General features: G+C 32.3%; 15 protein-coding genes. 4 read left to right on the top strand and 11 right to left on the bottom strand.

The features are described from left to right. Positions 1–219 precede the first annotated feature (219 nt). Together ACNQGG_RS04940 and ACNQGG_RS04935 are read right to left on the bottom strand one after the other, a co-directional pair. Complete coding sequence (locus ACNQGG_RS04940) at positions 220–630, bottom strand: response regulator (RefSeq protein WP_417961922.1); 411 nt, start codon at positions 628–630, stop codon at positions 220–222. Then, positions 630–2,345 carry a PAS domain-containing sensor histidine kinase gene (locus tag ACNQGG_RS04935; RefSeq protein WP_417961921.1) on the bottom strand — a complete coding sequence of 572 codons (1,716 nt, stop codon included), beginning with the start codon at positions 2,343–2,345 and terminating at the stop codon, positions 630–632. The genes ACNQGG_RS04940 and ACNQGG_RS04935 overlap by 1 nt, the downstream gene beginning before the upstream one ends. Before the next feature lie 171 nt (positions 2,346–2,516). On the opposite strand from ACNQGG_RS04935, the gene typA reads away from it, so the two are divergent. Continuing rightward, positions 2,517–4,313: a translational GTPase TypA gene (typA, locus tag ACNQGG_RS04930; RefSeq protein ID WP_417961920.1), complete on the top strand. Its 1,797-nt coding sequence runs from the start codon at positions 2,517–2,519 to the stop codon at positions 4,311–4,313. 179 nt (positions 4,314–4,492) lie between these two features. Here typA and ACNQGG_RS04925 read toward each other — a convergent pair whose 3' ends face one another. The 6 genes from ACNQGG_RS04925 to ACNQGG_RS04900 all read right to left on the bottom strand — a co-directional run bounded on the left by ACNQGG_RS04925 (position 4,493) and on the right by ACNQGG_RS04900 (position 15,847). Then, positions 4,493–9,451, bottom strand: coding sequence for a T9SS type B sorting domain-containing protein (locus ACNQGG_RS04925; RefSeq protein WP_417961919.1), 4,959 nt, complete (start codon positions 9,449–9,451; stop codon positions 4,493–4,495). 24 nt (positions 9,452–9,475) lie between these two features. Further along, a complete protein-coding gene (locus ACNQGG_RS04920) occupies positions 9,476–11,791 on the bottom strand; it encodes a choice-of-anchor L domain-containing protein (RefSeq protein ID WP_417961918.1) in 2,316 nt (771 codons plus the stop codon). 15 nt (positions 11,792–11,806) lie between these two features. Then, on the bottom strand, positions 11,807–12,643 hold the full coding sequence (locus ACNQGG_RS04915; RefSeq protein ID WP_417961917.1) for an ABC transporter permease: 837 nt from the start codon (positions 12,641–12,643) through the stop codon (positions 11,807–11,809). Between the two features lie 4 nt (positions 12,644–12,647). Further along, entirely contained in the window at positions 12,648–13,562 is a 915-nt protein-coding gene (locus ACNQGG_RS04910) for an ABC transporter ATP-binding protein (RefSeq protein WP_417961916.1), read from the bottom strand. A gap of 64 nt (positions 13,563–13,626) precedes the next feature. Continuing rightward, on the bottom strand, positions 13,627–14,028 hold the full coding sequence (locus tag ACNQGG_RS04905; RefSeq protein WP_417961914.1) for a response regulator: 402 nt from the start codon (positions 14,026–14,028) through the stop codon (positions 13,627–13,629). Then, a complete protein-coding gene (locus ACNQGG_RS04900; protein WP_417961913.1) occupies positions 14,018–15,847 on the bottom strand; it encodes a PAS domain-containing sensor histidine kinase in 1,830 nt (609 codons plus the stop codon). The genes ACNQGG_RS04905 and ACNQGG_RS04900 overlap by 11 nt, the downstream gene beginning before the upstream one ends. 363 nt (positions 15,848–16,210) lie before the next feature. Here ACNQGG_RS04900 and ACNQGG_RS04895 point away from each other — a divergent pair, with 363 nt between their 5' ends. Both ACNQGG_RS04895 and ACNQGG_RS04890 read left to right on the top strand, forming a co-directional pair. Further along, positions 16,211–17,275 carry a hypothetical protein gene (locus ACNQGG_RS04895; protein WP_417961912.1) on the top strand — a complete coding sequence of 355 codons (1,065 nt, stop codon included), beginning with the start codon at positions 16,211–16,213 and terminating at the stop codon, positions 17,273–17,275. Positions 17,276–17,304: 29 nt separating this feature from the next. Further along, on the top strand, positions 17,305–18,189 hold the full coding sequence (locus ACNQGG_RS04890) for a hypothetical protein (protein WP_417961911.1): 885 nt from the start codon (positions 17,305–17,307) through the stop codon (positions 18,187–18,189). Here the strand turns inward: ACNQGG_RS04890 and ACNQGG_RS04885 are convergent. Next, complete coding sequence (locus tag ACNQGG_RS04885; protein WP_417961910.1) at positions 18,172–21,906, bottom strand: metallophosphoesterase; 3,735 nt, start codon at positions 21,904–21,906, stop codon at positions 18,172–18,174. The two genes, ACNQGG_RS04890 and ACNQGG_RS04885, sit on opposite strands and share 18 nt — an antisense overlap. A 24-nt stretch (positions 21,907–21,930) precedes the next feature. Here ACNQGG_RS04885 and ACNQGG_RS04880 point away from each other — a divergent pair, with 24 nt between their 5' ends. Further along, on the top strand, positions 21,931–23,115 hold the full coding sequence (locus tag ACNQGG_RS04880) for a Pycsar system effector family protein (protein ID WP_417961909.1): 1,185 nt from the start codon (positions 21,931–21,933) through the stop codon (positions 23,113–23,115). Here the strand turns inward: ACNQGG_RS04880 and ACNQGG_RS04875 are convergent. Then, on the bottom strand, positions 23,112–25,481 hold the full coding sequence (locus ACNQGG_RS04875; RefSeq protein ID WP_417961907.1) for a GAF domain-containing protein: 2,370 nt from the start codon (positions 25,479–25,481) through the stop codon (positions 23,112–23,114). The two genes, ACNQGG_RS04880 and ACNQGG_RS04875, sit on opposite strands and share 4 nt — an antisense overlap. Positions 25,482–25,864: 383 nt before the next feature. Then, positions 25,865–26,104, bottom strand: coding sequence for a hypothetical protein (locus ACNQGG_RS04870; protein WP_416846438.1), 240 nt, complete (start codon positions 26,102–26,104; stop codon positions 25,865–25,867). Between the last annotated feature and the right edge of the window lie 154 nt (positions 26,105–26,258).

Genomic DNA, 26,258 nt, shown 5'->3' with positions numbered 1-26,258 from the left:
AAATTATTTACTATGAAATCTGCTGTCAGAGAAGCCGTAAAAATATATAATAAATACGTCTGCATTATTCAAACTATATGCTGACGCCTGATCAAATGCATGCGCAAAACCAAGGCCAAATGAGAGCTTGCAAAACAAAAAAAACAGTAGTAACCTTGTGCTTACTACTGTCTAAAAATTATACTTTTATTTTTTATAATCTTGATCGCTATTTCAGGACTAGACAATTAATTTATTTTTTAAGTATTCAAGCATTGATGTGGTTATGGGCTTCGATAAAAAATCAATAACCATAGGGTATGTTTTCGCTTTTTTTAAGTCTTCGGGGTCTATTGTAGAAGAGAGAACAACTACTTTTATGTTTTTGAATTCGGAAAAGTTATCAGTATTGAAAACATCTAAAAACTCCCATCCTCCCATTACTGGCATATTTAAATCTAAAAAGATCAATTGAGGATGTGTTTTTAATGTGTTTTCAATATTGTATTTTATTTTATTAAAGTAGAGAAGCGCTTCTTCTCCATTTTGAGCAGTAATTATTTCATTAGAAAAAGATGCTTTAATGATTACTTTTTTGCATAACATAAGTGTTATTGGGTCGTCATCAACGCATAAAATTTGATCCAACATTATTGTTTGTTTTTAAATGTTAATGTAAATGTAGTTCCTTTGTTTACTTCGCTTTCAATGCTAATAGTTCCACCCATAGTTTCAACCTGGGATTTTACAAGATATAACCCTAGTCCTTTACTGTCAGGATAATTGTGGAATCTCTGGTAAAGTCCGAAAATTTTATCTCTATTTCTTTCTAAATCTATTCCTATTCCGTTGTCTTTGAATATTAAATAAACGGTATCGTCAACTTCATTAGCGTTAATTGTTATTTTAAGCTTTCTGTTTTCGGATTTGTATTTTATGGCGTTTGTTAGTAAATTTAATAATATACTTTCTATATAGGCTTTGTTAGTGTTTAAAACAGAAACTTTTTCGAAATTAAGTTTGATTATGGGTTTGTATAATTCAATTTGAAAACTAAGTTGATTAAAAACATTTTCAAAGATTTCTTTCAAAAGTACGGCTTCTTTTTGAATAGAAGGATTGTCCTTAATGATAATTACCTTAACTAAGTCATTAATTGTTTCGTTTAATAAATGTGTTGATTTATTAAAACCGTTTAGAATTTCCTTTAATTCCTGATTTTCTATAGGGATGTCTTCGATTAAATTTAAAAGGCCGGTCAGATTAGATAATGGCGCTCTGAGATTATGAGAAGTGATATACGAAAACTGTTTTAAGTCTTTATTGTTTTGTGTCAATTCTCGAATAAGTTGCTCTTTTTCTTTTTCTTGTTTTTTTTCTTCAGAAACATCTCTTTGTATTGAAATCCAATGTGAATGTTCATTTTCTGAGTTGTATATCGGAATCATAGAAAAGCGAACCCAATATTCTTCTTTGCTTTTCTTATAACTGATGGTTTCGATTAAGCATTCTTCTTTATTTTTTAAAGCGGTAATTAATTTTTTGTACTCCAGTTTGTCGGAATTTGGACCTTTAAAAAGGTTTGGTGTTTTTCCAATAATTTCTTCGGATTTGTATCCAGACATGTTGGTAAAAGCTGGGTTTACATAAATTATCTTTGGAATCCGAGCGTTGTTGAGATTGGCTTCGGTTATAATTATGGAATCTTTAGATTGAGTAATTACGGTTTCTAATAATTTAAGTCTTTGTTCTTCTTCTTTTTGTTTTGTAATATCTTGTATGGCTCCAATCATTCTTATGGCTTTTCCTTCCTCATCTTTAAGGAGGAATCCTCGGTCAAGGACATATTTATAAGAGTTGTCCGCGCATCTAAATCGATATTGATCTTGCCATTTCTCTGTCTTTTGCTCTATGAATGAATATAGTTTGATAGACATTTTTATGCTGTCTTCAGGGTGGATTTTATCAAACCACCATGTTGAGTTGTCGCCTACCTGATCTTCTGTATAGCCAAAAACGTTTTCTATTCCTTTATTCCAAGATAAATTGTCTTCTTGTATTTTCCAATCCCAAATGGTGTCACTTGTTGCTTTTGCTACAATGTCATATTTTTCGTTCGATTCTTTAATTTTCTCATTTGTATTCTTTAATTTTTCGAAAACAGCTATATTTCTATTGTCGTTTTTTGATAAAATATATTTATAAGCTATGCCTGTTAAAGAAATAAACAATAAATCTTTTACGAAGTTATAATATTGGTAATTAGCGTGGTGAGTGTAGAGTTGAAAAAATTTATGGCAAATAATAGCCATAAATATGGATATAAGAACGTAGGTTAAGGTTATTTGATTGGTTTTGTTTTTCATTACTCAAATATAATTAAATAATACTTAATTATTAAACATCATTTAAAACTTATTTTAGGACTTTTTTTATGGAATATTTTTGGGTCTAAATGGTTAACAATATGTAAACTATTGCATAAATCTTTTTTATATCAAAAAAAAGTGTACCTTTGCACCCATTAAAAATCACAGATGGAATCTATTAGAAACATTGCAATTATTGCCCACGTCGATCACGGTAAAACAACTTTGGTTGATAAAATTATGTATCACTGTCAGTTATTTCGTGACAACGAAAACACAGGTGACTTAATCCTTGATAACAACGACTTAGAGCGTGAAAGAGGTATTACCATTACTTCTAAAAATGTTTCTGTAGTATACAAAGGAACAAAAATCAACATTATTGATACTCCTGGTCACGCCGATTTCGGTGGAGAGGTAGAACGTGTATTGAACATGGCTGATGGAGTTTGTTTACTAGTAGATGCATTTGAAGGCCCTATGCCTCAAACTCGTTTTGTATTACAAAAAGCATTAGACCTTGGTTTGAAACCATGCGTTGTTATTAATAAAGTAGATAAAGAAAACTGTACTCCTGAAGAAGTTCATGAAAAAGTTTTTGACTTAATGTTTGAATTAGGAGCAGAAGAGTGGCAGTTGGATTTTCCAACAGTTTACGGTTCAGCTAAAAATAACTGGATGTCTGACCATTGGGAGAACGTAACTGATAATGTGGAAGCATTGTTAGATATGGTTATTGAAAATGTACCAGCTCCAAAAGTTTCTGAAGGAACACCACAAATGTTGATTACTTCATTAGATTTTTCAGCTTTTACAGGTCGTATCGCTATTGGTCGTTTAGAAAGAGGTATTTTGAAAGAAGGAATGCCAATTTCATTATGCAAAAGAGATGGTACTATTATGAAATCTAGAATTAAAGAACTTCATACTTTTGAAGGTCTTGGACGTAAAAAAGTACAAGAAGTTATTGCAGGAGATATTTGTGCAATTATTGGAGTTGAAGGTTTTGAAATTGGAGATACTATAGCTGATTTTGAAAACCCGGAAGCGTTACAAACAATTGCTATTGATGAGCCAACAATGAGTATGTTGTTTACAATTAATGACTCTCCATTCTTTGGTAAAGAGGGGAAATTTGTAACTTCTCGCCATATTAGAGATCGTTTAAATAAAGAATTAGAGAAAAACTTAGCAATGAAATTGGGTGAGACTGATTCTGCTGATAAGTTTATGGTTTTTGGTCGTGGAGTACTTCACTTGTCTGTTCTTATTGAAACAATGAGAAGAGAAGGATATGAGTTGCAAATCGGTCAACCACAAGTTATCATCAAAGAAATTGATGGTAAAAAATGTGAGCCAATTGAGGAATTAACAATCGACTTACCAGAAACACTTTCGGGAAGAGCGGTAGAGTTTGTTTCTTTCCGTAAAGGAGAAATGTTGAGTATGGAAACTAAAGGGGAACGTATGATTATAAAATTTAATATTCCATCTCGTGGAATTATTGGATTGCGTAACCAATTACTTACCGCTACTGCTGGTGAGGCTATTATGGCACATCGTTTCATAGGATATGAGCCTTACAAAGGAGAAATTTCTGGACGTAACAAAGGTTCATTGATTTCTATGGAAAAAGGAAAAGCTATTCCTTATTCTATCGATAAATTGCAAGATCGTGGTAAGTTTTTTGTTGAACCAAATGCTGAAATTTACGAAGGTCAGGTAATTGGAGAAAACTCTCGTGGTGATGATATGTGCGTAAACGTAACTAAAGAGAAAAAACAATCTAACGTTCGTTCTTCTGGTAATGATGAAAAAGCTAGAATTATCCCTCCAATTATTTTCTCATTAGAGGAAGCTTTAGAATACATTCAAAAAGATGAATACGTTGAGGTAACTCCAAAATCTATTCGTTTAAGAAAAATTTATTTGACAGAAACAGATAGAAAAAGATTCAAATTCTAATTTTATTTTTTTAAATATAAAAGCCATTCGTTTATTCGAATGGCTTTTTTTATGGTTCTATTTTTAGTGATATTTATTTTTGTAATAGTGTCTTTAATAAATTTACAGATTAGAAATAAACATCTAGATTACGATAGCAAACAATATATTTTGAGATTAAAGATTAAGTTTACAAAAGGTTATCTCTTCAAGCTAAAATGCCCCTTTGCCTCTCTACCGTCTTCTAATTTGAAGGTATACCAATAATCATCTGTTGGTAGAAGAAATCCATTGAAAGTTCCGTCCCAACCTTGACTTGAAGGAATTATATGTTTAAGCAGTTTTCCGTATCGGTCAAAAATATAAATTGTCGATTTTGAATTGAAAACAGCGCTTACTCCTTTTATATTCCAATAGTCATTATATCCATCATTGTTTGGAGTAAAGAATTTTGGAACACCAATTACGGCAATAGTTTGACTAACTAATCCGCATCCATTTTTGTCATTTACGAATACTTCGTGAATTCCGGCGGGAACATTATTGAAGAAATTGGAATCTTGGAAATATCCGGAAGCTTCATCTAAACTGTATTCATAATCTCCGGGTCCCGTAACATTTACAGTAACCGTATTTACGTCGCTCATGTCAATAATAACAATGTTTTCAATATGTGCCAAATTTGAAGCAGTGACTTTTATGGCTCGAATTTTACTACAGCCGGATAATGTAGCTACTTCAACAGTATAACTTCCTTCGGCATTTACGTCTAATGTATAATCTGTTTTCCCTAATAGAACAGTTCCATCTTTTGACCAAACATAAGTGTAATTACTTGTAGAAGACCCATCTTGAATTCCCGCATCGAGTTGTACAAAAAACGTCGGAAGATTGGAGCAAACTAATCTGTCTTCGCTTCCATCGGTATTCAAATTTATTTTTGGTGTAGGCTGTACAACAAAAGGAATTATTGTAGAGGCTGTACAAGTCGTGTTTATGGGGTTTTCTATTACAACTCTTATGTTTTGTGTTCCAGTAGCGAATGGATTTGGTAACGGACTTGGCAACGAATTTCCATTTCCGTCAAAATATTTTACTGTCATTCCAGTTTGATTTCCCAGAATTGTAGATTGAAATGTGGAAGTGTCAAAAGCAAATTTACCATCTTGAATCAATGGATCTGATTCGTCATCACAAGTAGTCGTCAAATTTACCGGAACAGGAAAGGCTTCCGGCAAATCATCCACAATAAATTGAATGGTGGTTTCGTCAAAACATTTTTGCATCGTATTATTGGTAACTACAGCCTTTATAGTTTGTGAAGCAGTTGCGAAAGTCGCTGGAAATGGACTGGTTATCAAGACTCCGTTAGCATCTTTCAGAGGATTATTTGCAGCATCAAAATAAGTCACGGTCACAGGAAACGATTGATTGGTTCCTAATAAAGTGGTTTCTAAATTTGAAGTATTGAAAGAAAAAATTCCATCTTGATTGTCGTCGCATTGTCTGAAAATTGCGACAGTATTGGCATAAGGTAATTTTTCTGCGGTTAAAGTCACAAATGATCCCAAACCATAACAAGCATTGTCCATATCACTATCTACACGAACCCAAATGTTTTGAGTGTCTGGATAGCCTATATTTCTATAATAGGAAATATCAGTGATTGAATTGAGTTCGGATAATGCATCAGCTTGATTTCTATAATAGGTTATAGTATAATTTCCAGCGGGTAACAAAGCTTTAATGTCAGTTGTGACGCTGCTGAAATTGAAGGTACTAATCCCATCTCTTTTGTCGTTATTGATAGTACTTGTTCCGTTTGTATCTAGAAAATCATCACAAACTTCAAAAGTTCGATTAAAGGTAATTGGAATTTGTGTTGCCAGAACTTGTAAAGTAATTTTTGCAGTTCTATAACATCCATTCGTGTTTACAACTCTTGCCCAAACCGGCATTGTTACTGCTGTTGTGTTTGTAAATGCCAATGGAGCCGTGATTAGTTGAGTTGCATCGGCGGTATTGGCTCCAGCCAAAGTTTTGTAATAAGTAAAAATTTCATTAGCGGAATTACTTGAAATTACATTGTTTTTTACCGTTAGATTAAATGTTGAAATCGCATCCAAGTTATCATCACATTGTATTATCGTCACATTATTGACAACTGGTAAGGCATAAATAACCAACGTGGTTTCAGACGAAGTCAATCCGCATGAATTTCCTGTTTGGTTCAATACTGCACGGTATTTGTAGCCGTTCATTGCATTGGTAACACTTATTATGGCTAGTGGGTTTGCTGTAACATTAGGATAAGTTGCATTGTTGGTAAGGTTGTTCCAATTCACTCCGTCAATAGATAATTGCCACTGATAGGTATTTCCGCCGTTATCAGCTAATGAAATTATAGTATTTTGTAATTCGCACGTTGGAGCCACACTAGGTTGCGTGGTTATTACGATAGGGGCAGCCATTATATAATTTGGATTAGGTGCTGTGTAACCAATGTCACTTGTTACTAACCCATTTGCGTCAACTGTTGGCGGTGCAATACTTCCAAGAATTCCATCTCCATTGGCATCTAAAAAACCAGCTTCAATGACATCACTACATAAATCTTTGTCACTGTCTAAATCGCGGTAATTTCGAATTCCATCAGCATCTAGGTCATTTCCAGTTTCTGCTGAATCTAAAATTCCGTCATTGTCGCTGTCTAAATCCAAATAATCCAAGACTCCATCTTTATCAGTATCGACAGGAGTAAAACCTGGCTCAAAAGCATTGTCTAAACCATTATTATTTGTATCGGCATTTGATAAAGCCACCGAATTGTTTACTTGGGCTTCTATTATATCTGCAATTCCATCATTGTCGCTATCTGTATCCAATTGGTCAGGTATTTCGTCTAAATCAGAGTCCTTTGGAATACAGGGTGTAAAAAACTTTAAGGTGACTCTGTTTGGGGTAATGTCAGACAGATTTTTATGGGTGAAACTTATCGAATTGGCTAAATATGTTAAAAATTGGAAAGTACCAGTTCCAGCCGTTAATGGCAAAGTTCCATTTAACCTAAAGCGTATTTCAAATGATGAATATTGGGTTATTCCAGTTTCGTATATGCCATCATAATTCGTGTCTATCAATAATTGATTGTTTGGATTAAGGACGGTTATGGTTCTGTTTATATCTGAATTTACGACATATTCAGCATCGGCATTTAGTAAATCAGTTAAATTTGCAGTTGAAACATATTCAATTCCTGCGGTCATCGGGCTAGAAAAGTTCATCGTATAAGTTATGCTATTTGTTTTTCCTGCCGGAATTTCAGTGATAAAACTACCATCGGTATTTCCTGTAAATGTTCCTGATAGCAATCCCGACCCAGTAGTTGTAACAGCTCCAGTAAATGAATTGTAATAACTATCAATAGCAATAGTTCCTGCGGCGGAATTTGAAATGTTTATATTTTGGCTTCCGTAAGATTCTGTACAGTTGGTAATTCCATCATTGTCGTTGTCTAAATCAATATTGTCATTGGCTTTGTCATTGTCATAATTTGTTGCACAGCTACTAACGGGAATTTTATCTGAAAATATAAAGGTGCCACAGTTTGAGTTAGTGCCTTTTACTTGATAATAACCAGGTGCCGTAGGAGTATAGGAATTGGAGTTAGAAGTTGAAATGGCAACACCATTATAATACCATTCAAAAGCATCATAAGAAGTCAAAGCACTAATACTTAGAACCACATCCGGGATGCAATTAGAGCTTGCGCCAATTTTTATATCGGAAATAATCTCTGGTTTCAGGTCAAAACCAGAATAATAGCCACCATAAGTTGCCGCACCATTAGTTCCAAAGTAAGAAACATAAACCTGTTTCGTAGATTTCACGGCTATATTGCCAAATAAACCATTAATTGTATATCTCACAAATCCTGAATTTCCTGTAATAGCAACTGGTGTAGCCGTAACGGGAATACCATTTATTTTGACCAAAGCACCTGTTTCAGTAACGATGTTTAAACCTCCATTAAATGTTATATTACCTATTGATTCAATAAAAGGGATATTATCAACACTATTGGGTGTGGCACAATTCAAGGGTGGCACAAAAAATAGGTTTTGATTTGCCGGAGTAGCCGATCCTCCAATACTTTGATAAGCAAAAACATTTTCAGAAGTGGTAACATATAAATTTCCATTACTAAACTGACTTCCGTCAATAGCGACATAATCGCCGGCATTAATTAATGTAACAAAAGGAGTTGCGTTACCATTCAAATAAATTATGGTGTTGGGATTATGTGCAATCAGTAAAACACGCTCTATGTCATTAGCACCAATGCCTTTTACAAAAATGTATTTCATTCCTGTTTTTTCATAAGAAACTATTTGGTCATATCCCACATCTCTTCCGTTAGTATTTGTTGTGTTACTTCCCCCAAATGATCCGGAATTGACAACCACTGGTTTGTCGGATTCAACCAAAGCACCAATCATCTTGGAGCTGTTAGAGGGAGAGTTATTACCATTATAATTTTCCAAAGCCATTACATAGCTTTCATTCTTGTTTAATGTTACTACTATTGGAGCCGTATAAATTGTGCCATTAGAAAATATTGTGCCGATAGGAATATTTGAGATGGTAACGCTTGTATTATTTTCTGTTGATAAAATAGAGGCAAAATTCAATAAACTACCATCTACATTTGGATTTAACATTGCGCCTAATCTAAACGTTTTGCCAAGCGCACTATTTCCTTTCGATACAAGTCCACCAGCATGATTATAAGAACCGTTGGCATTTCTAGAAGCATTTCCTCTTACACTTGCGTAAACTAAATTTTCGGCTTCTATAATATATCCTTTGTTTTGTATAATTCCAATATTGGTTTTTGGGGTGAATAATTGAGTTGTATTTCCTGTTCCGATAGTATATACATACGGTGCATTGTTGCTTACAACCCCCGTTATTATATTTCCTCCAATTTCGATAATTTTAAAATTTACGTTATTTGTGTTTGGAGTTGAAATATATAAATAATGATCCTCTACCATGCCATTTTGTGCGATTATTGGCGGAATATAGTGTGTTTTACTAAATTGAGCAAAACACCCAATCGATAAAAAAATAAATAAAAGGAGTAATTTTTTTTTCATTCGCTAAAAATAGGAAATTAAGGATTATCTTTTTAATGAAAAATGGCCTTTTATTATTCTTCCGTCTTCAAAAGTTAAATTAAACCAATAATCATCTGTAGGTAAAGCATATCCATTAAAATTCCCGTTCCAACCAAAGCTAGTTGAACTAAGTTGTTTTAATAATTTACCGTAGCGATCAAAAATTGTTATTGTAGATTTAGGCAACAAATTAAGGTTTTTAATTTCCCAAAAATCATTATATCCATCCCCATTTGGAGTAAAGTAACGAGGATAATCGAGCACATAAATTTTGAATGGATTGGATAGGCCACAGCCATTTTTATCTCGAACATAAACTAAATAATCTCCAGAAGCTATTGCGTTGAAAAGTGGCTCGTCTTGAAAAAACGATCCGTCAAGAGAAAATTCATAATTTCCTAATCCTATATATTCAATCAAAACTGAATTTCCGTTTCCATCAAAATCATTTATTTTCGCTCCCGTAATAGTTGCAATTCCTGATAACGTTACATCAAAAACCTTTGTTGCCATGCAACCACTTGGATGAGTAACTGTTACCGAATAATTACCGGGAGTAGTAATATTAATTGCATTTGTAGTTGCTCCAGTATTCCATAAATACCCTAAAAATCCAGTATTAACAGCTAGGTTTATGGAGCTGCCGTTGCATAATACAGCCTTCTCTTCTTGAAAATTTGATGGACTAAAAGTACTAACAATAAGTGTTTCAGGAGTAATAGCGTAACAATCAGGACCATTTACAATTCGGGCATAAATAATTTGTTGATTGGCAACAGTATTATTAAAAATGTTTGGCAAAGGATTTTTTTGAGCAATAGCATCATTGGTATTTAAATAATATTCAACAAGTAATCCGGTTGGTAACCCATTCAATACTTGTGGCGTTACTTGTGCATTTAAATCAAAATGATAGAAACCATCTTGAACGGTATCTGCATCACAGGTTGTGATTGGATTTTGAGGAGTTATGCTATTAGTTGAAATTTGAAGGTTAATTTTTGCGTAATTAGCGCAACCATAGGAGTTTGTAGATCTTGCAAAGACAATTTGGTTTGTTGTTTTATTTTGATAATTTGTTGTATTCGTAATTGGATTGAGTTGTGCTTGAGCATCTGCTAAAGATTCATAATAGACAAGGTTACTTAAACCAGCAGTATTATTTTTTACTAATGCATCCACTCGAGTCAAATCAAAAATGGTAATTCCATCAGTGTTAGCATCACATTGGGAAAGAGTAGTGTCATTCAAAGCGATTTTTGGAGCATATTCTACTTTTATTTCATCGCTGGTCATACAAGTTGCAGGAGTCAAAGTAATTTCAACTTTATACATGCCTGTATCGGTAACTGTTAGAGATGGGCTAGTTTCTCCTATTATTTCAATTGAATCTTTAAACCATTTGTAGCTATAACTTACCGGTAATTTAGTGTCAATAGTATAGCTTTCGCCAAAACAAATAGGGTTATTGGTCGTTAATAATCGATCCGGTCCTAAATCTATTTTTGGAGAAAAGCTACCTGCCTTTAGAAAAACAGCTGAGTCGTAATATTGAAAAGTGTCATCAGCAATTACTAATTTTATATGATAAGTTGTTCCGGCTATAACATTTGTTTGAGCATTCATCACAACAGTTTGGGCACTATAGTTTGTAGGACTAGTGCTTGAACTATACCCTCCAAAATAGTTTTCGTTTTTTGCAGGGCATCCACCGAATACGCCAAATGAAGGAATCAAAGGATGAATATTTAATGATGAAACGGGAGTAGTAGTGCTAGGAATTACCGCTAAATTTTGATAATTGGCCGTGCTACTTTTTTCCTTTATTAAAAATGCAAATCCATCGGAAAAGCGGCACGGAAAATCATCCTGGTATTCATTGGAAGCGAATAAATAATCAAAACTTATGAAATTAGTCAGAGGGGTGAAATCGAATTCTAAAACGGTAGCATTTATTGTTTTAAAGCCTAATTCCTTATCTAAATCAGCATCTCCTAACCAAGAAGTATCTCCTCCTCCTTGATTTCTTATAAATGGTCCTATAGAATTTTGGCTGCTCCATGTACTTAAAAGTACGCCTTCGGTAAAAGGAAAACTACCTCCTTGATTATTAAAATAGGCATAACTATTTTTCCCTGCAGTAAATGTATCTCCAGTTGCAATTGGGTTTGAAATAGAAGCACAAGAGCTGTTTACTAAAATATTTTCAACAAGTTGTTGAGCTGTATAAGAATCATTTACTGAAATAGATTGCCCCGTTGCATTACTTAAAGTGCAACAAACGAAGATATAAAATAAGATTGTTTTTACACATTTCATAGCACTGTAAAGATACTACAAATCTCTATTTTTTAATAAGCGATAGGATAAGAATGTAAAAATGAAAGTCCAACATAAAACGATTAAAATGGAGAAAAAATGTACACTGTAATCTTTACTGTTCTCCATTCCAATCTGGTTTCCAATAGACTTAATAATTGATAATCGAGAGAAGGGTTCCACAATTAAATTAGACATGGATTCCAAAGGAAAAAATTGTGTAATGTAGGATGCAGTGTTGCTTTCTGGAAATATTTTAAAAGTTAGAATTCCTTTGGCAATTCCTTCAATAATATTCCAAACTAAAAGAAATCCAAGTGCAAATGCCGAACGTTTTACCAATATTCCTAAAAATAAGCAGAAAGAGAAAAATCCAATTAATTTTATGAAATAGGCAAAGATGTATTCCAAATCTGAGAAAATGATACCAATTTCGGTATAAGAAGAAAAACCGTAACCAAGAATTAATGACATTATAAACACAAAAACAGTTGATACTGTAGCAAATAAAACGATTGTCAGAAATTTAGAAAGAATAAATTCTTTTTTACTCATTCCGTCTATCAAATTTTGTTTTAATGTACCGTAACTATACTCGTTTGCCATCATAGATACGATAACAATAGCCAAAAATAATTTTAAAATTGCCGCAATATAAGTGTTGAAATGCCAAATGAATGGAAAATTAAAAATACCCATTTCGGCAAGATGGAGCTTGAAAATTCCAAGATCAAATTTGATTGAAGCAGTTAATGCAATAAAGGTTAGGAGAATAAAATAAGTCAGAGTCAAAACGCGACTAGCTTTATTTTTCCATATTTTTTGCAGTTCTATTGAGAGAAGTCGTTTCATTAGTTTAGTTTTTGATAGTTGGTTTAGTGTTATTTGTTAATTCTAAAAATTGCTCTTCCAAGCTATTTTTACGTTTAACCAAATGACTTAATACAATGTTTTTTTCAAAAAGAAATTGATTCAACTCCTTTGCATCCCAATCATGTTTTAAATAAACTAAAACTTTTTCCCCTTCATTTTTAACACTTTTTACAGCAGGATGAGTCTTTAAAATGACCTCCAAATTTTCATTGTCATCAGCTTGTAACTCAAAGAATCCTTCATTGGCAGACATACCACCAACTAAACCAGAATATAAAATTTCCCCTTTTCTTAAAACTAGGGTATGCGTACATACTTTTTCCACTTCGTCCAGTAAATGGGAGGCGAGTAAAATAGTTGTTCCCGTCGCGGCAATTTGTTTGATTATATCTCGAATTTGATGGATCCCTTGTGGATCTAAACCATTAGTAGGTTCATCAAGAATTAAAATTTCGGGGTCATTCAATAGGGCCGAAGCTATAGCTAATCGTTGTTTCATTCCAAGAGAAAACGTACTGAATTTACTGTTTTCTCGCTCTATTAAACCCACTAATTCCAGTTTTTCGTTTACTTTAGTATAGTTAATCCCTTTGATTTTGCAAACCAACTCTAAATTTTCCTTTGCTGTCATGTACGGATAGAAATTAGGTCTTTCGATGATAGCTCCTACTTTTTTTAATGCTTCATGGGTTTGCATTGTACCTCCAAACCAGCTATATTCCCCTGAGGTTTTATTTACCACATTCAAAACAATTCCTAATGTTGTCGATTTCCCGCTACCGTTAGGACCAAGAATCCCATATACATTACCTTTATATATGTCGAATGAAACGTCTTTTAAGGCTTGTAAACTGCCATAACGCTTGTTGAGATTTTTAATAGAGAGTATGATTTCCAAAGTGCCCGTTTTTAAGTTTTATATAGGACGAACAAGGTCACGATTTGTTACCAGTAAACTGAAATTAGTTTATTTCACCAATTAAAATGCAGAGTGTATTTAATTTCTCAGTAGTAATAGGTTTCATAATATAGTCTTTTACTACGCTGTATTTTTTTGCCATTTCAATATCAATGGGGTCAATTGAAGATGTGATAATAAAAATTGAAATTTCTTTTTTTATAGGTATTTGAATAAATTCGTCAAGAAATTGCCAACCATCCATCACCGGCATATTCAAATCAAGTAAAATTGCATCGGGTAGATTTTCATTCTCATTACAAATTTGTTTTAATTTATTTATAGCAAATTGAGCGTTGTAAAAAGGTTGTATTTCTTCGCAAAATTTGTTTTTTGCGATAAGAATAGTCATTAATTTTACAGACATCTTATCGTCATCAATAATGTAAGTTAATTTATTTTTCATTTAGATATACTTTGAAAATGGAACCTAAACCTATTTCACTTTCTACTTCAATTTTTCCATCCATAGCCTCGAGTTGGTTTTTGGTTATAAATAGTCCAATTCCTTTGGCATCGTCATTACCATGGAAGGTTTTAAACATGCCGAAAATTTTATGCCCATTTTTCTTTAAATTCAATCCTAGTCCATTGTCCTTAAATGTTATGACGGTGAAATTTTCATCAATTTCATAACCAATTTTTAAAAAAGCATTACGTTCAGGTGATTTATATTTTATGGCATTTGTAAATAAATTAAGTAAAATACTGTCTAAATAAGCGGGTATAACATTTACCATTAATTCGTCGGGAATTGTATGGGTTATTGTTATTTTACTTTCTTTAATAGCCAGACTTAATGCTTTTTTTGTTTTTTCGATCTCGCGTTTTAAACTAATCTTCGTTTTTTCAATATTTGTTTTCTGCTGAATCGTTATGATTTCGTTTAAATACTCAATTGTTTCAGAGAGTTTTTCAGTTCCTTCTTTAAACAAATCAAAATAAGATAGTTTCTCCGTAATATCATCTGTATTTTCAATCACATCTACAACCATTGCTAAATTGCTGGTGTGTGAACGTATATTATGGGAGACAATATGTGCAAAATTATAAAGTTTATTGTTTTGGTGGCTGGTGACTTCTAGTAGATGCTTAAGCTCTATTTCCTTATTGATTCTATTTGTGACATTGCGGCCTACACCAACAAAATTAATAAAATTGTTTTGACTATCAAAAACGGTGGTGATATTCAATTCAAACCAGTATTTTTCTTTTTTCTTATTGTAATTGAGAATAATAATTTTGATACTTTCTTTATTGCGAATTGCTTCTCGCATTGTTGCCGTTACTTCTACATCTGTTTCCGGACCTTTGGATAAATATCCGGGTCTTTGACCTATAACCTCCTTCATATCTAATCCTGTCAGATCTAAATACGCTTGATTTGCCCATATAGCCTTACCATTTGGATTCGCAATTACTATAGTGTCAGTAGTTTCTGACGCAGCGAGAGATAATAATTTCAGTTTTTCTTCAATATTTTTTCTTTCGCTAATATCTCTGATGAAACAAACTAAATAATTGCTTTCATTCACCTGAAATGATTTACCAGATGCTATTTCTACAGGAATTGACTCACCAGATTTAGATTTTATAAAGGTCTCGTTTACGGCATAGTCATTCCTTGTTAAATTATAAGCTAGAAAAATTCGGATTTGTTTTCTGTACTCTAACGGAAATAATTCTGAATTATGGGTACCTATTAAATCAGAGCATTTGTAACTAGTAAGTGATGTAGTTCTTTGATTACAATCGGTTATAATTCCATTCGAGGTATCAATGATGATAATGGCGTCATTAGCACTCGAAAAAATGGAAGAAAATTTTTCAACATTTAATTGAAGTTCGTTGATTAAATTTTGCTCTTTTGTGATGTCCTGAAAAGTACCTAATAATTTTGTTGTCTTTCCATCTGTACTTTCAACCTGACAAATACATTCGATATATTTGATATTGTTTTTGGCAGTAATAATTTGGAATTTATCCTCAAAAGAAATCCCTTCATTAATAGCTTTATCTATGAGATAAGTTATTTTGTCTCTATTTTCACCTTCTGCATAAAAATTAATTCCACTTCCATTGATGGGGATGAAATCTTCAGGGACCTCAAGAATAGATTTTGTAACGGTATCCCAATACACTTCATTGGTTTGCAAGTTCAATTTCCAAATTCCTATTTTAGCCGATTGGGCGGCTTTGAAATAGGATTCAAGCTTATTTATCATAGTAGGTATTTTTAATCTATTGAAGGGGATTCAAATATAAAATAAATATGTTTGGTTTATGCTTTTTTAACACAAAATGATTAATCCGTGTGTGGAATTTGTGAAATTATTGTTTTTAAAAGTGTATGAATTTAAATGGTTTATCTTTATTACTGAAAGTAAATTCTTTATTTTAGAGGATTAGGTGGCTAATTGGTTAGGATGTTTTTCGTAATTGGAATTACTTAGTTTAGATTTAAAAACAGGCATTTTGGAAACCTTCATAGCCATAAAAAATGGGATTACTCAGCAGTTGAAGAAGTTCGAAATTATGGTCTTTTAGAACTCTAATTTGTTGTAATTTTGCATTAAATATTTTTTCGAATGAGCGAGCCGATAATGCTTTTTAAAAAACCATCTTACCCTATAAACAATGCGCTTTTGGATTATTTGGAACGATTTGACCGAATCTCCAAAGTGCCTATTTTTTATGATGATTTGTTGCGTTTTTCCGGTTCCATAAATGTTTACGATAAAAATGATCAAGATACCTTATGGATTCGGGTGTATTACAATGAATTTGAACGAAAAGAGATTGATTTGACGTTGATGAAAATCTATTCTCTTTTACATTCGGATGGTAATTTGGGAATTATCAAATTTCTGAATGTAGATTCAATCGATTATTGCACTTTTGGAAATTCGAAGCCTTTTCGAATCAAAGTCAGAAACATTCTGAATGATAATTACACGCATTTTTATATCAAGAAAGCAGATGCTTCGCGTGTATATGGACTGGAATTGGAACATATTTTGTCACCGGATAAAATAAATTTTTTAGTCTATAAAGATACTTTGATCGAAGAGCATATCATGGGAATTGCCGGAGATGTGTTCATTAAAACACTTTTGGCTGATTGTACCGAAACAGAAAAATCACAGATCGCAAAAGAATTTGTCAAGTTCAATGAACGTTGTATGATTCGCTTGTTAGGAGATATGCGTTCTTATAATTATGTAATTATTCCTATTCACGATTTTGATCAGGTGGTTTATAGAATCCGTGCTATTGATTTTGACCAACAATGCTTCGAAGGAAATTTTAAGGTGTATCGTCCCCAGTTTTTTAAAGAAAATTATCCAATGGTAAAATTGGTTAAAGAAAAACTTCAACATAGTTCGATAGAACAGTATAAAGATGAAGAGCGGGCGGTTCTTGCCAAAAGAATACATTCTGCCGAAAATCGGATCAAAAGATTATTGCAAATCATGGGTTCTGATGTCATTTCAACTGATGAACATTTGAATCAATTGAAATTAGAACTGTATAGTTATACCAATGATTTAAATTTTAAAAAAGCAAAATCCATGGGGAATGTAATGAGTGCAGCTTTTGAATTTATTACCAGAAACTTTAAAAACACAAATTTATTCAATACTGGATTCTAGTCTTTCTATAAATTTACATTTTCAATACAATGAGTTCTAAAAACTATATTTCTGTCTTATTCTCCTTTGTTTTTTTATCTTGTCAACAAGATTCGAATTCATTAGTAACCCTATATTCTTTACCTAATAAGTTAAAAGAAGTTTCTGGAATTACGTATTCGTCAGAAACAAATTTACTTTGGACACTGGAAGACAGCGGTAATGCAAATGCGATTTATGGTTTGAATTTTCAAAATGGTGAAATTGAAAAAACCATACGCATCGAAAATACAGAAAATATTGATTGGGAAGATATTACCAAGGATGACAATGGAAATCTTTATATTGGAGATTTTGGGAATAATGACAACGAAAGAAAGGATTTGTGTATTTATAAAATAGACAAAAAAACATTAAACAGTGAAAGTGTCGTTCCAGCTTATAAAGTCTCATTTGCTTATCCGGAACAAAAAGATTTTCCGCCAAAAAAATCAGTAATGTTCTATGATGTTGAAGGTTTTTTTGAGTTTAAAAATAATTTCTATCTGTTCACCAAAAATCGAAGCAAAGGATTTGATGGGATTGCTTTTTTATATAAAATTCCGAATACTCCCGGATTTCATCAAGCGGTTTTAATGGGACAATTTATAACTTGCGACGACTATAACCATTGTGCGATTACCAGTGCGACGATAAGTCCGGATGAATCCAAAGTCGCCATTTTAACACATGATAAAATTTTATTATTCGAAAACTTTAAAGATGACAATTTTTTGAATGGAACAAAAACGATACTCAATTTAAACCATTTTTCTCAAAAAGAAGCGGTTTGCTTTAACGATAATGATTATTTATTCATTGCCGATGAAAGAACCAAAAGTATTGGTGGAAATGTTTATAACGTCAGTATCAAAAAGCTAAAATCCAAATCCTAAACCAAAAGTAATTCGGGCTTCTTCATCAGCACTTTTAAAATAGGCGATTCTGGCCGTAAGTGCATTCAGACTGTTGAGCCACAATCCTCCTCCAAAAGATTGATGCCATTTATCTGAATTTTCGCCTTTTAGCCACACTCTGCCATAATCAAAACCAGTAAAAATTCCGTAAGACATTGGTAAAATACTTCTTTTTATTTTTCCTAAATTCAAGCGGATATCGCTACTTTGATAAAAAGATTGGTTCCCTAGAAAACGTTCATTTCTAAAACCTCTCAAATCATAATCACCACCTAAAGTGGCACCTTGATAAAAATCAAAATTGTTATTCAATAATATTTTTGCTTTCAAAATTGTTGCCAAAACTATTTTGCCGTTAGCATCAATTTTATGGTTGAAATTTAGTTTGCTTTCTACTGTCGGGAAATTTCTTTTGGTGTCATTTAAGTTCATTTTCCAACTTGCAGCGATGGAAAATCCCATTCCCATAGTAGGAAATGAAGGAATATCATAATTTTCAAAACTGTATTTCAGTGTAGCTCCTGCAAATTTTTGGCTGTTAAAAACAGCTTCATTTACGATTCCAGGTACGTTTATAAAACGATCATTCGTTTCTTCTACACTGATTCTTTCAAAGGAGGTCTGAAGTATGATTGCACTGCCATATTTCCCTGTTTTTTTAATGGACGGCATGACCATTAATGTTCTAAGACGCACCCGATTATAATCCATTCCAAAAGTTTCGTCATTATTTAAAGATTCATTTCCGTATCCAAAATAATTAATCGTAAAGTTGGGACTTGTAAATTGGGCTTCCAAATTTAAACCCCATTTTTCAACTGATTTTGGAAAATGAGCATTATAAATGAGTTCATATCCATCGGTTGCAAAAAAGTAATTGGCTTTTAAGATGTGTTTTTGCGTATACGGATTTTGATTGAATTTATTAACGATGTAGTTAGTTACAAACCCTAATTTTATACCATTATCAGGATTATAACCAATACTTGGTAAACCAGAAAAAGCATTATATTTTGGTTTTTCATAATCATAAAGATTGGTTTGATAATCATCCGTCAAAAGGACTTTGGTTTTAGAATCTAAAGCATAGGTATTCGCTTTTGATTTAAAATCATTAATTTTTACCTTTTTTCCATTTTCGACAGTGTAAGAATCGTTGTCTTGTCCCCCAATTAATCGAATGTTTATTGCAGAATTTGACATGCCTTTTACTTCAAAAACATCATCATCATCTAATCCGTAAATCCAAATATTCTTAGTTTTTCCAGCAGTGAAGTCTTTTGTGTAAAGTAATTCTTCGCCTTCATTTTTCATTCGATACACTCCAATTTCAAGTTTATTTTTTGCTTTGTGCTGGATTATAAATTTATCTTTTTTGTCCGTTCCAACAATTAAAACTGTTTTCTGCAGCACGTTGTAATATTCCGAAGCATAGTGCTGTAATTGCATTTTTCTGACTTTCAATTTATGCTTAATACTTTCGATAGTTTGATCCTGAACGGATGCAGGCAAATTATTAAAAGCAGCATCTATATCAGCATCCAAAAGGTTTTCCTCGATGTATTTTGCCTGTTTTAACCATTCGCTTTCATCTGTAGTTTTAAGTAAAGCAAGGTCTAACGGATACGGTTCACGATTGAGCCATTTCACATTTTTAATTTTCTCTTTAAAAGTTTGCATGTGGCGCAATTGTGGATTATTCATCAAAAGAGTGACTAATGCACCATCATATTTCGTAAAAGCTTGGTCTCTATCGCGTGGAATGGGTTTGTAAATTATTTTTTTGCCTTCTTTATATTCGCCCCAACGCCATTGATCCTCATGTCTATCCCAATCGCCAATGAGCATGTCAAACAATCGCACTTTGATATAAGCACTTTCATCTACTGTATATTTTTCATCTTTGTGAAGATTTTTTAATAAATCAGCAGTACTGATAATTGCAGTTGGTTTTCCAAAGCTTTTTACTGCTATTTGACTGTCATTAGGACGTTCTTCCACCATATATAATTCATCCCCAAAATTGGCATTAAAGTCCTTTAACGCTCCATGTTTCGGAATATAATACAATACGGGATTGCTATGTGCGACGCCAATTTTGTCTGCTAAATTACCTACTGCAAAAGGGGTATAGGGATGTGAGGTGGTGTAAAAATCAGATAAAAGATCATCAGCATACGTATCCTCAAATTCGTTTTGAATAAACTGGTCTTTAAAAGCAACTGATTGTAAAAAACGTTCCGTACTTTTTTTCATGGCGCGCATTACATATTCTTTGCCATCTTTATCAAATAGCTGTAATGATTTTGATTGATGGCCACCTCCGGCACGTTTCGGTTTTAAGCCTCCAAAGAGAGTGTCAATAGTAGCCGTTCTTACTTCTATTGGCAAACCGTAATATTTTCGATAATGGTTTCCAAAAAAGAATTTATAAAATAATGATTTTTTAGTTTTTTTCGCTGAATAGATAGATACTGTTGTAGTTTTACTAAATGATGTTGGAAATTTTTGGGTGCTATAATCGTCTTTTTTATCTAATACGGATTGTTCAAAAATCAGTTTTTCTTTATTATTTTCTTTGCCATAAAAAGAAACCTTTGCTGCTCCATTTTCATAAATAGATAGTGTGGTGTACCCATTTCCACCATAAGAAAAGTCATTAGGGAAAACAGCTTTAGCCGCTTCTGATTTTGAACCGGCTCCACTGATAATTTGCTTGATGTTGTCTTTATTAATGTATTGCAGATTGTGGTCATGACCTGAAACCAAAATAACATTATCCTGACTTTGAAGCAGTGTTTTTATACGTTTTATGAAAAGTGTATAGCTTTTATTTTGAATATCTTGCGGACTTATTCCAGAAGTTTTTCGGGTTAGATTGATGAGGGAGCCAAGGATAGGAAGTGGAATTTTTTGTTCTAATGGAAAAAGCTGTTTCTCTAATGAAAATTGACCACTGTGCGTTCCGTTGCTCATCAACGGATGATGAAGCGCCAGAACTACTGTTTTTTCTTGATTTTTATTCAAAATATTCTCTAGTTCAGCAAAAAAATCTTCCCGTGTTTTGATATCACAGTCATCATTTATAGTGGGGCTTTTATCCCAATCTTCCAAAAACCATTGGCTGTCAATAGTTATAAGAGTTACGTTTTTATTTATTTCCAGATCTTCGATGGCACAGCTTTTTCTGGGTAAAAATGATTTTTTGTCATTCAGATAATCGGTTACAAACTTGGCCTGGCGCTGTAATCCTTTAATTCCATTGTACCAATCATGATTTCCAGGAATAAAAATAGTTTTTCCTTTGAAGTTTTTAGATAATTTTAGTTGGTTTGTTAACTTATTTTCGGCAATAATTCGTTCATTTGGACTGTCAGTATTGGGCAGTCCTTTAGGGTAAATATTATCTCCAAGAAATAAAAGAGTCGAGTTTTTGTTTGCTTTTTCTAGCTGATTTTCAAGTAGACCAATGGTTTGCTGAGCGTTTTTTTCATTGGCATTTCCTGCGTCACCTATTAAATAGAACGTATGCACAATTTTTGAACTATCTATTACGTTTTGTGATATTGGATTCTTAATATTTTTACCAAACTGAGCATGATGCGTAGCGCAAGATTGAAGAACTAAAAACAAAAGAATAAAACCAAAGTTTGTTTTATTCCTATTTTTAAAACGATTATCCAAAAACAATTCCATAATTTAGTAGTATAATTATTTCTTATGAATCTTATAGAACAAGCCGAAGATTTTGTTGTTAAATTACTCAAAGATAAACTTTCTAATTCATATACTTACCACAATATTAATCATACACGTGAGATGGTTGCAGCAGTTTTAAAACTTGCTGAGGGTATGAAAGTTAATACCAGTGACAAAGAAATTTTGCTTATTGCAGCTTGGTTTCATGATACCGGGTACATAAATGGTTGTGCTAATCACGAGAATTGCAGCAGTGCTATAGTTACCCAGTTTTTGAAAGAAAAAGGGAAATCAGAAGAATACATTACAGAAATCACCAGCTTAATTAAAGCCACTTCAAAGGAATATGTGCCCCAAACGCTTCTTGAAAAAATAATAAAAGACGCCGATTATTATCATCTTTTTAGTGATGATTATTTGTCCAGTTGTGAAGTTTTGAGAAAAGAATGGGAAAATACAGAGGATAAATTATATTCGGATAAAGATTGGGCCGCTGAAAACTGGGATTTTTTAGTGAATAAGCATCGGTTTTATACTGATTTTGCTTTAGAAAATTGGCAACCTTTAAAAGAGAAAAATATTGAAAGAATTCAAAAAAAAAATAATGTAACTGACGATAAAAAGGCTAAAAAATTGAAAAAAGAAGACAAGAAGAAAGAAAAAGAGGAAAAGCCGGAACGTGGTATTGATACTGTTTTCAGAGTTACGCTTGGTAATCATACCCGTTTGAGTGGTATTGCTGATAGTAAGGCTAATATTCTACTTTCTGTAAATGCGATTATTATTTCAATTGCACTTTCTACGATTATTCCAAAACTAGATAGTCCAAAAAATGCCCATTTGGTGATTCCAACCTTTATTATGGTAATTTCTAGCGTAATCACAATCATTTTTGCCATACTTTCTACAAGGCCAAAAGTAACAAAAGGCGTTTTTACTAAACAAGACATTGAAAATAAAAAAGTGAATTTACTTTTCTTTGGCAATTTCTACAAAATGCCATTGCAAGACTATGAATGGGCTATGAACGAAATGATGAAAGACAGAGAGTACATTTATAATTCGATGATTAAAGATTTATATTTCTTAGGAATAGTTTTAGAGAAAAAATACAGATTATTGAGAATTGCCTATAATCTTTTTATGATAGGAATAGTTGTCTCAGTTGTTGCTTTCATCATTGCTTTCAAAATGGTTGGAGTTTAGTTTAGTTCATCCAATAAATCCTGATAGGAATAGTTTTTAGAATCGGGTGCTTTATTTTTATTAAATACTTTTACTCTAATGGCTCTCAATCCGGAAACGCCTTGTAATTCCTCAACTTCAAATTCCTCGATAGCGGGTTCTAAGATATTTTTGAATTGTAAAAATTTTATGTAATTCAAATATTCGGTTTGTTCGGTATTGTGAGAGTATACGATGGTAATTTTTTCTTTTTCCGTTATTCTTTCTTTACTTCCTTTGATATTGGCTTTGTCGATGCGTTTTTTCACAACTTCATAACGGGCATTGTAAGTCCCATCTACATCAAAACGTTTTTCATCCATTCTAAATCGGATTGAGATAGGGGAACTAAATACTAAAATTAATGAAGTCACATCAAGTTCGTAAGGCAAAGAAGATTTAAGTTGATGGTGTTCCAATTCCATTTCGCACAACGTTTGCAATTGCCACAATCTTAAATTATGAAGGTATATGTTGTCAAAATCTTTGTTTGGAGTAATTGAAGCACCTATATAAAGATTGTGTTCCACACCATCTGTTTTGAAACGTTCATAATAATGCGGGAAAATATTTTGTGCTTCGACTTGTTTTTTATCAAGAATTGAGGCTAATTTTTTATTAACAATAGACATGGCATTATCAAATTTCTTTCTCGATTGGTAAAACATTCCTGTTTTTTCATCCAAACTCTCAAAATAATTTTGCTCTAGTGTTTCACCGATCTCATTTGTTTTTGTGTTCCTTATAATAGGATGAATCTCTTTTTCAATATAAAGTTGAATCTGTTGCTCTGTATCAGCTTTAAGAGGGAATTCCAGTTGTTCATAAAATGATTGCAATTCAAATTTTCGTTGTTCCAATAAAACCAGATTGCTATTTGAATTTTGATTTTCAAAGATTTGAATGAGAGCTTCCAATTGATTTTTTAAATCTTCTTTTACAGTTTCATTTCTATGATTAGACGAGCCTTTAATATCTATTTGACCGTATAATGGATACACTTCTTTAAATACAATTTCTTTGAAAATATAGTCTTTATTAGGGTTGTTAGTTTGAAAGTATTTCTGAGCTTCTCTTCTGAATTTCCAATAAACACTTGGGTGAATTGCTGTGTATTCCCTTTGAATGATAGCTTCTATATGGTGTTGCATATCATTGTTGTAGCGCTCCAATGTATCTACCAAATAAGGTAAAATCAAATCCAGATTGTTTGCATTAATGCTGTTAAGTTCTCTTGGTTTTGCTGAAACTAATTCTATAATACCTAGAAGTTTATCATTTTTTATTACAGGTGCAAGAATACTGCTATGAATATTTAATCTTAAAAAATGTTCTCCTAATTTTTCATTTCCCGGTGTTGTGGCAAATTTTTCAACATTTGAAATTACAAAAGGTTTATTTTGTTCCAAAATATTTTCCAAAGAGCATCCAAAAAGGAGATTTTTACAATCGGCTTCCTGCATATCGTGAAGAATGAAACTGCCTATTTTTTTGTCATCATAAGGAGGTTTTACAAATGTTTGATCCTCTTCATTATAAATGATAAAACCAACTTTCAAATCAGATATTTTGAAAATGGAACGAAAAATAGTTTCAAAATTTTGATTATCTTCAGTATGATCTTTTTCTGATTTCAAAAGATTACTTTTCAAGTTTGAAACGGCACTTTCTATAGAAGCATCGAATAGAGATACGATACCAAAGCCTTTTAAAATCCAGCTTTCGGACGGGAATTTTTCTTTCCACAAATCGATATTCTCATAATTGTCCATCAATAAATCGATATCTTCTGGAGTTAATGTTATTGCTTTATCAGTCGGGATAATTTCCATAAAATCGGCATTATATAGAATTCTATAATGTTTCATAATGTCATTTGCATCTGGAATATCGTAAAACAAAGGTTTGTTGAAATCAAAATGTTGATTGTAGAATGTGTTCAAAATCAAAATGCAATTCATTATGTAGAATTGATTGCCATCGAAATCCCGGATTGCCATGTCAAAAGTTGTCCCGGCATTGTGAAGTATTTTTTTGAATCTTTCGGTAAAATTAAACGTAAAATTTTGAAAAGGAATGGTAACCGCTTTAATTTCATTATTTGTTAAAGCAGTAGGGAATAGGTCAGCTAATAAATATTTTATCAGTGTTTCGTTAGTATGAATTAAATTAAAATCCTCAATTCCAGTTCTGAATTCCGGGAAAGATTCTATTTCTTTCAATAAAGCTTTTGCATAATTTGAACGATAATCCACATTGGTTGCCGCAATTTCATCCAAAGTTTCAATGAGTTTGTGAAACGAAATTAAGGTCTTGAATGGGCTTTCTTTGAACAAATGATAATCCATCTGATAGTTTATTTAGAATACAAAATTACTAATAAACGAAATTGGATAGACTAATTTTAGGTTCTTTTTTTAAGTAGTATGATTCGAATTTAATAAGTCGATTTTTTTTGGACACTAAATTTTAATATCCTTTAAAGAAATTTATAATAATTGAGTAATGGGAATGCTATTGTACTTTAATAATTTTTTTTGGTTATTTTTTTGTCTCAATATCATTATAGATTTTATTAGTAGAAGGATTAGCATCTTTTCAAGGTTTTAGTAGGTTAGCAATAGGGAGTAGTTTAATTCTTGAAAGCTTTTATTTAATGAAATTGACTTTAATAAAAAGCTACTAATTTAGAGCTTTGAAATAAAATGATTTTGTTAAATGGAAACGGATTTTAAACGGCATGAACCCTTTTTTTATAAAACCCAATTAATGTTTCGTTTATTTCTTTTAGTTCTGGGGTGAGAAATGTTTTCTGACCATTTTCATCGTTAGTTAATTCAAGATGACAAACAGTACATTTAAATTCTTTGAAATGATTTGTGACATTCCTGGTTGTGATAATTTTATGCCCAAACAATGAACACAAAATGTTTTTCTTCAGAAATTTTTCTTTGATTTCAATTGTGTTCATAAATTTGAGTATTAAGATTTGGGAAGATAAACTTAATAAATAACCGTTTAAATAGCAAATAAAATCGATTAAATACACTTTATGTTAATAAAAACATAATATTTCTTACAGTTAAAATAATTAACAACTCTTTTTTGTCTTGTAAAATCAAAAA

Source organism: Flavobacterium esculini (assembly GCF_048284325.1).
Taxonomy (GTDB): domain Bacteria; phylum Bacteroidota; class Bacteroidia; order Flavobacteriales; family Flavobacteriaceae; genus Flavobacterium.
Note: the sequence above shows the minus strand (reverse complement) of the source record. Positions and strands in the feature narration are given on the sequence as shown.

Bases quoted from the DNA above. Each gene is read 5' to 3' on its own strand.
- ACNQGG_RS04940 (WP_417961922.1), bottom strand. From the start codon at position 630: ATGTTGGATCAAATTTTATGCGTTGATGACGACCCAATAACACTTATG.
- ACNQGG_RS04935 (WP_417961921.1), bottom strand. From the start codon at position 2,345: ATGAAAAACAAAACCAATCAAATAACCTTAACCTACGTTCTTATATCC.
- typA (WP_417961920.1), top strand. From the start codon at position 2,517: ATGGAATCTATTAGAAACATTGCAATTATTGCCCACGTCGATCACGGT.
- ACNQGG_RS04925 (WP_417961919.1), bottom strand. From the start codon at position 9,451: ATGAAAAAAAAATTACTCCTTTTATTTATTTTTTTATCGATTGGGTGT.
- ACNQGG_RS04920 (WP_417961918.1), bottom strand. From the start codon at position 11,791: ATGAAATGTGTAAAAACAATCTTATTTTATATCTTCGTTTGTTGCACT.
- ACNQGG_RS04915 (WP_417961917.1), bottom strand. From the start codon at position 12,643: ATGAAACGACTTCTCTCAATAGAACTGCAAAAAATATGGAAAAATAAA.
- ACNQGG_RS04905 (WP_417961914.1), bottom strand. From the start codon at position 14,028: ATGAAAAATAAATTAACTTACATTATTGATGACGATAAGATGTCTGTA.
- ACNQGG_RS04900 (WP_417961913.1), bottom strand. From the start codon at position 15,847: ATGATAAATAAGCTTGAATCCTATTTCAAAGCCGCCCAATCGGCTAAA.
- ACNQGG_RS04895 (WP_417961912.1), top strand. From the start codon at position 16,211: ATGAGCGAGCCGATAATGCTTTTTAAAAAACCATCTTACCCTATAAAC.
- ACNQGG_RS04890 (WP_417961911.1), top strand. From the start codon at position 17,305: ATGAGTTCTAAAAACTATATTTCTGTCTTATTCTCCTTTGTTTTTTTA.
- ACNQGG_RS04885 (WP_417961910.1), bottom strand. From the start codon at position 21,906: ATGGAATTGTTTTTGGATAATCGTTTTAAAAATAGGAATAAAACAAAC.
- ACNQGG_RS04880 (WP_417961909.1), top strand. From the start codon at position 21,931: ATGAATCTTATAGAACAAGCCGAAGATTTTGTTGTTAAATTACTCAAA.
- ACNQGG_RS04875 (WP_417961907.1), bottom strand. From the start codon at position 25,481: ATGGATTATCATTTGTTCAAAGAAAGCCCATTCAAGACCTTAATTTCG.
- ACNQGG_RS04870 (WP_416846438.1), bottom strand. From the start codon at position 26,104: ATGAACACAATTGAAATCAAAGAAAAATTTCTGAAGAAAAACATTTTG.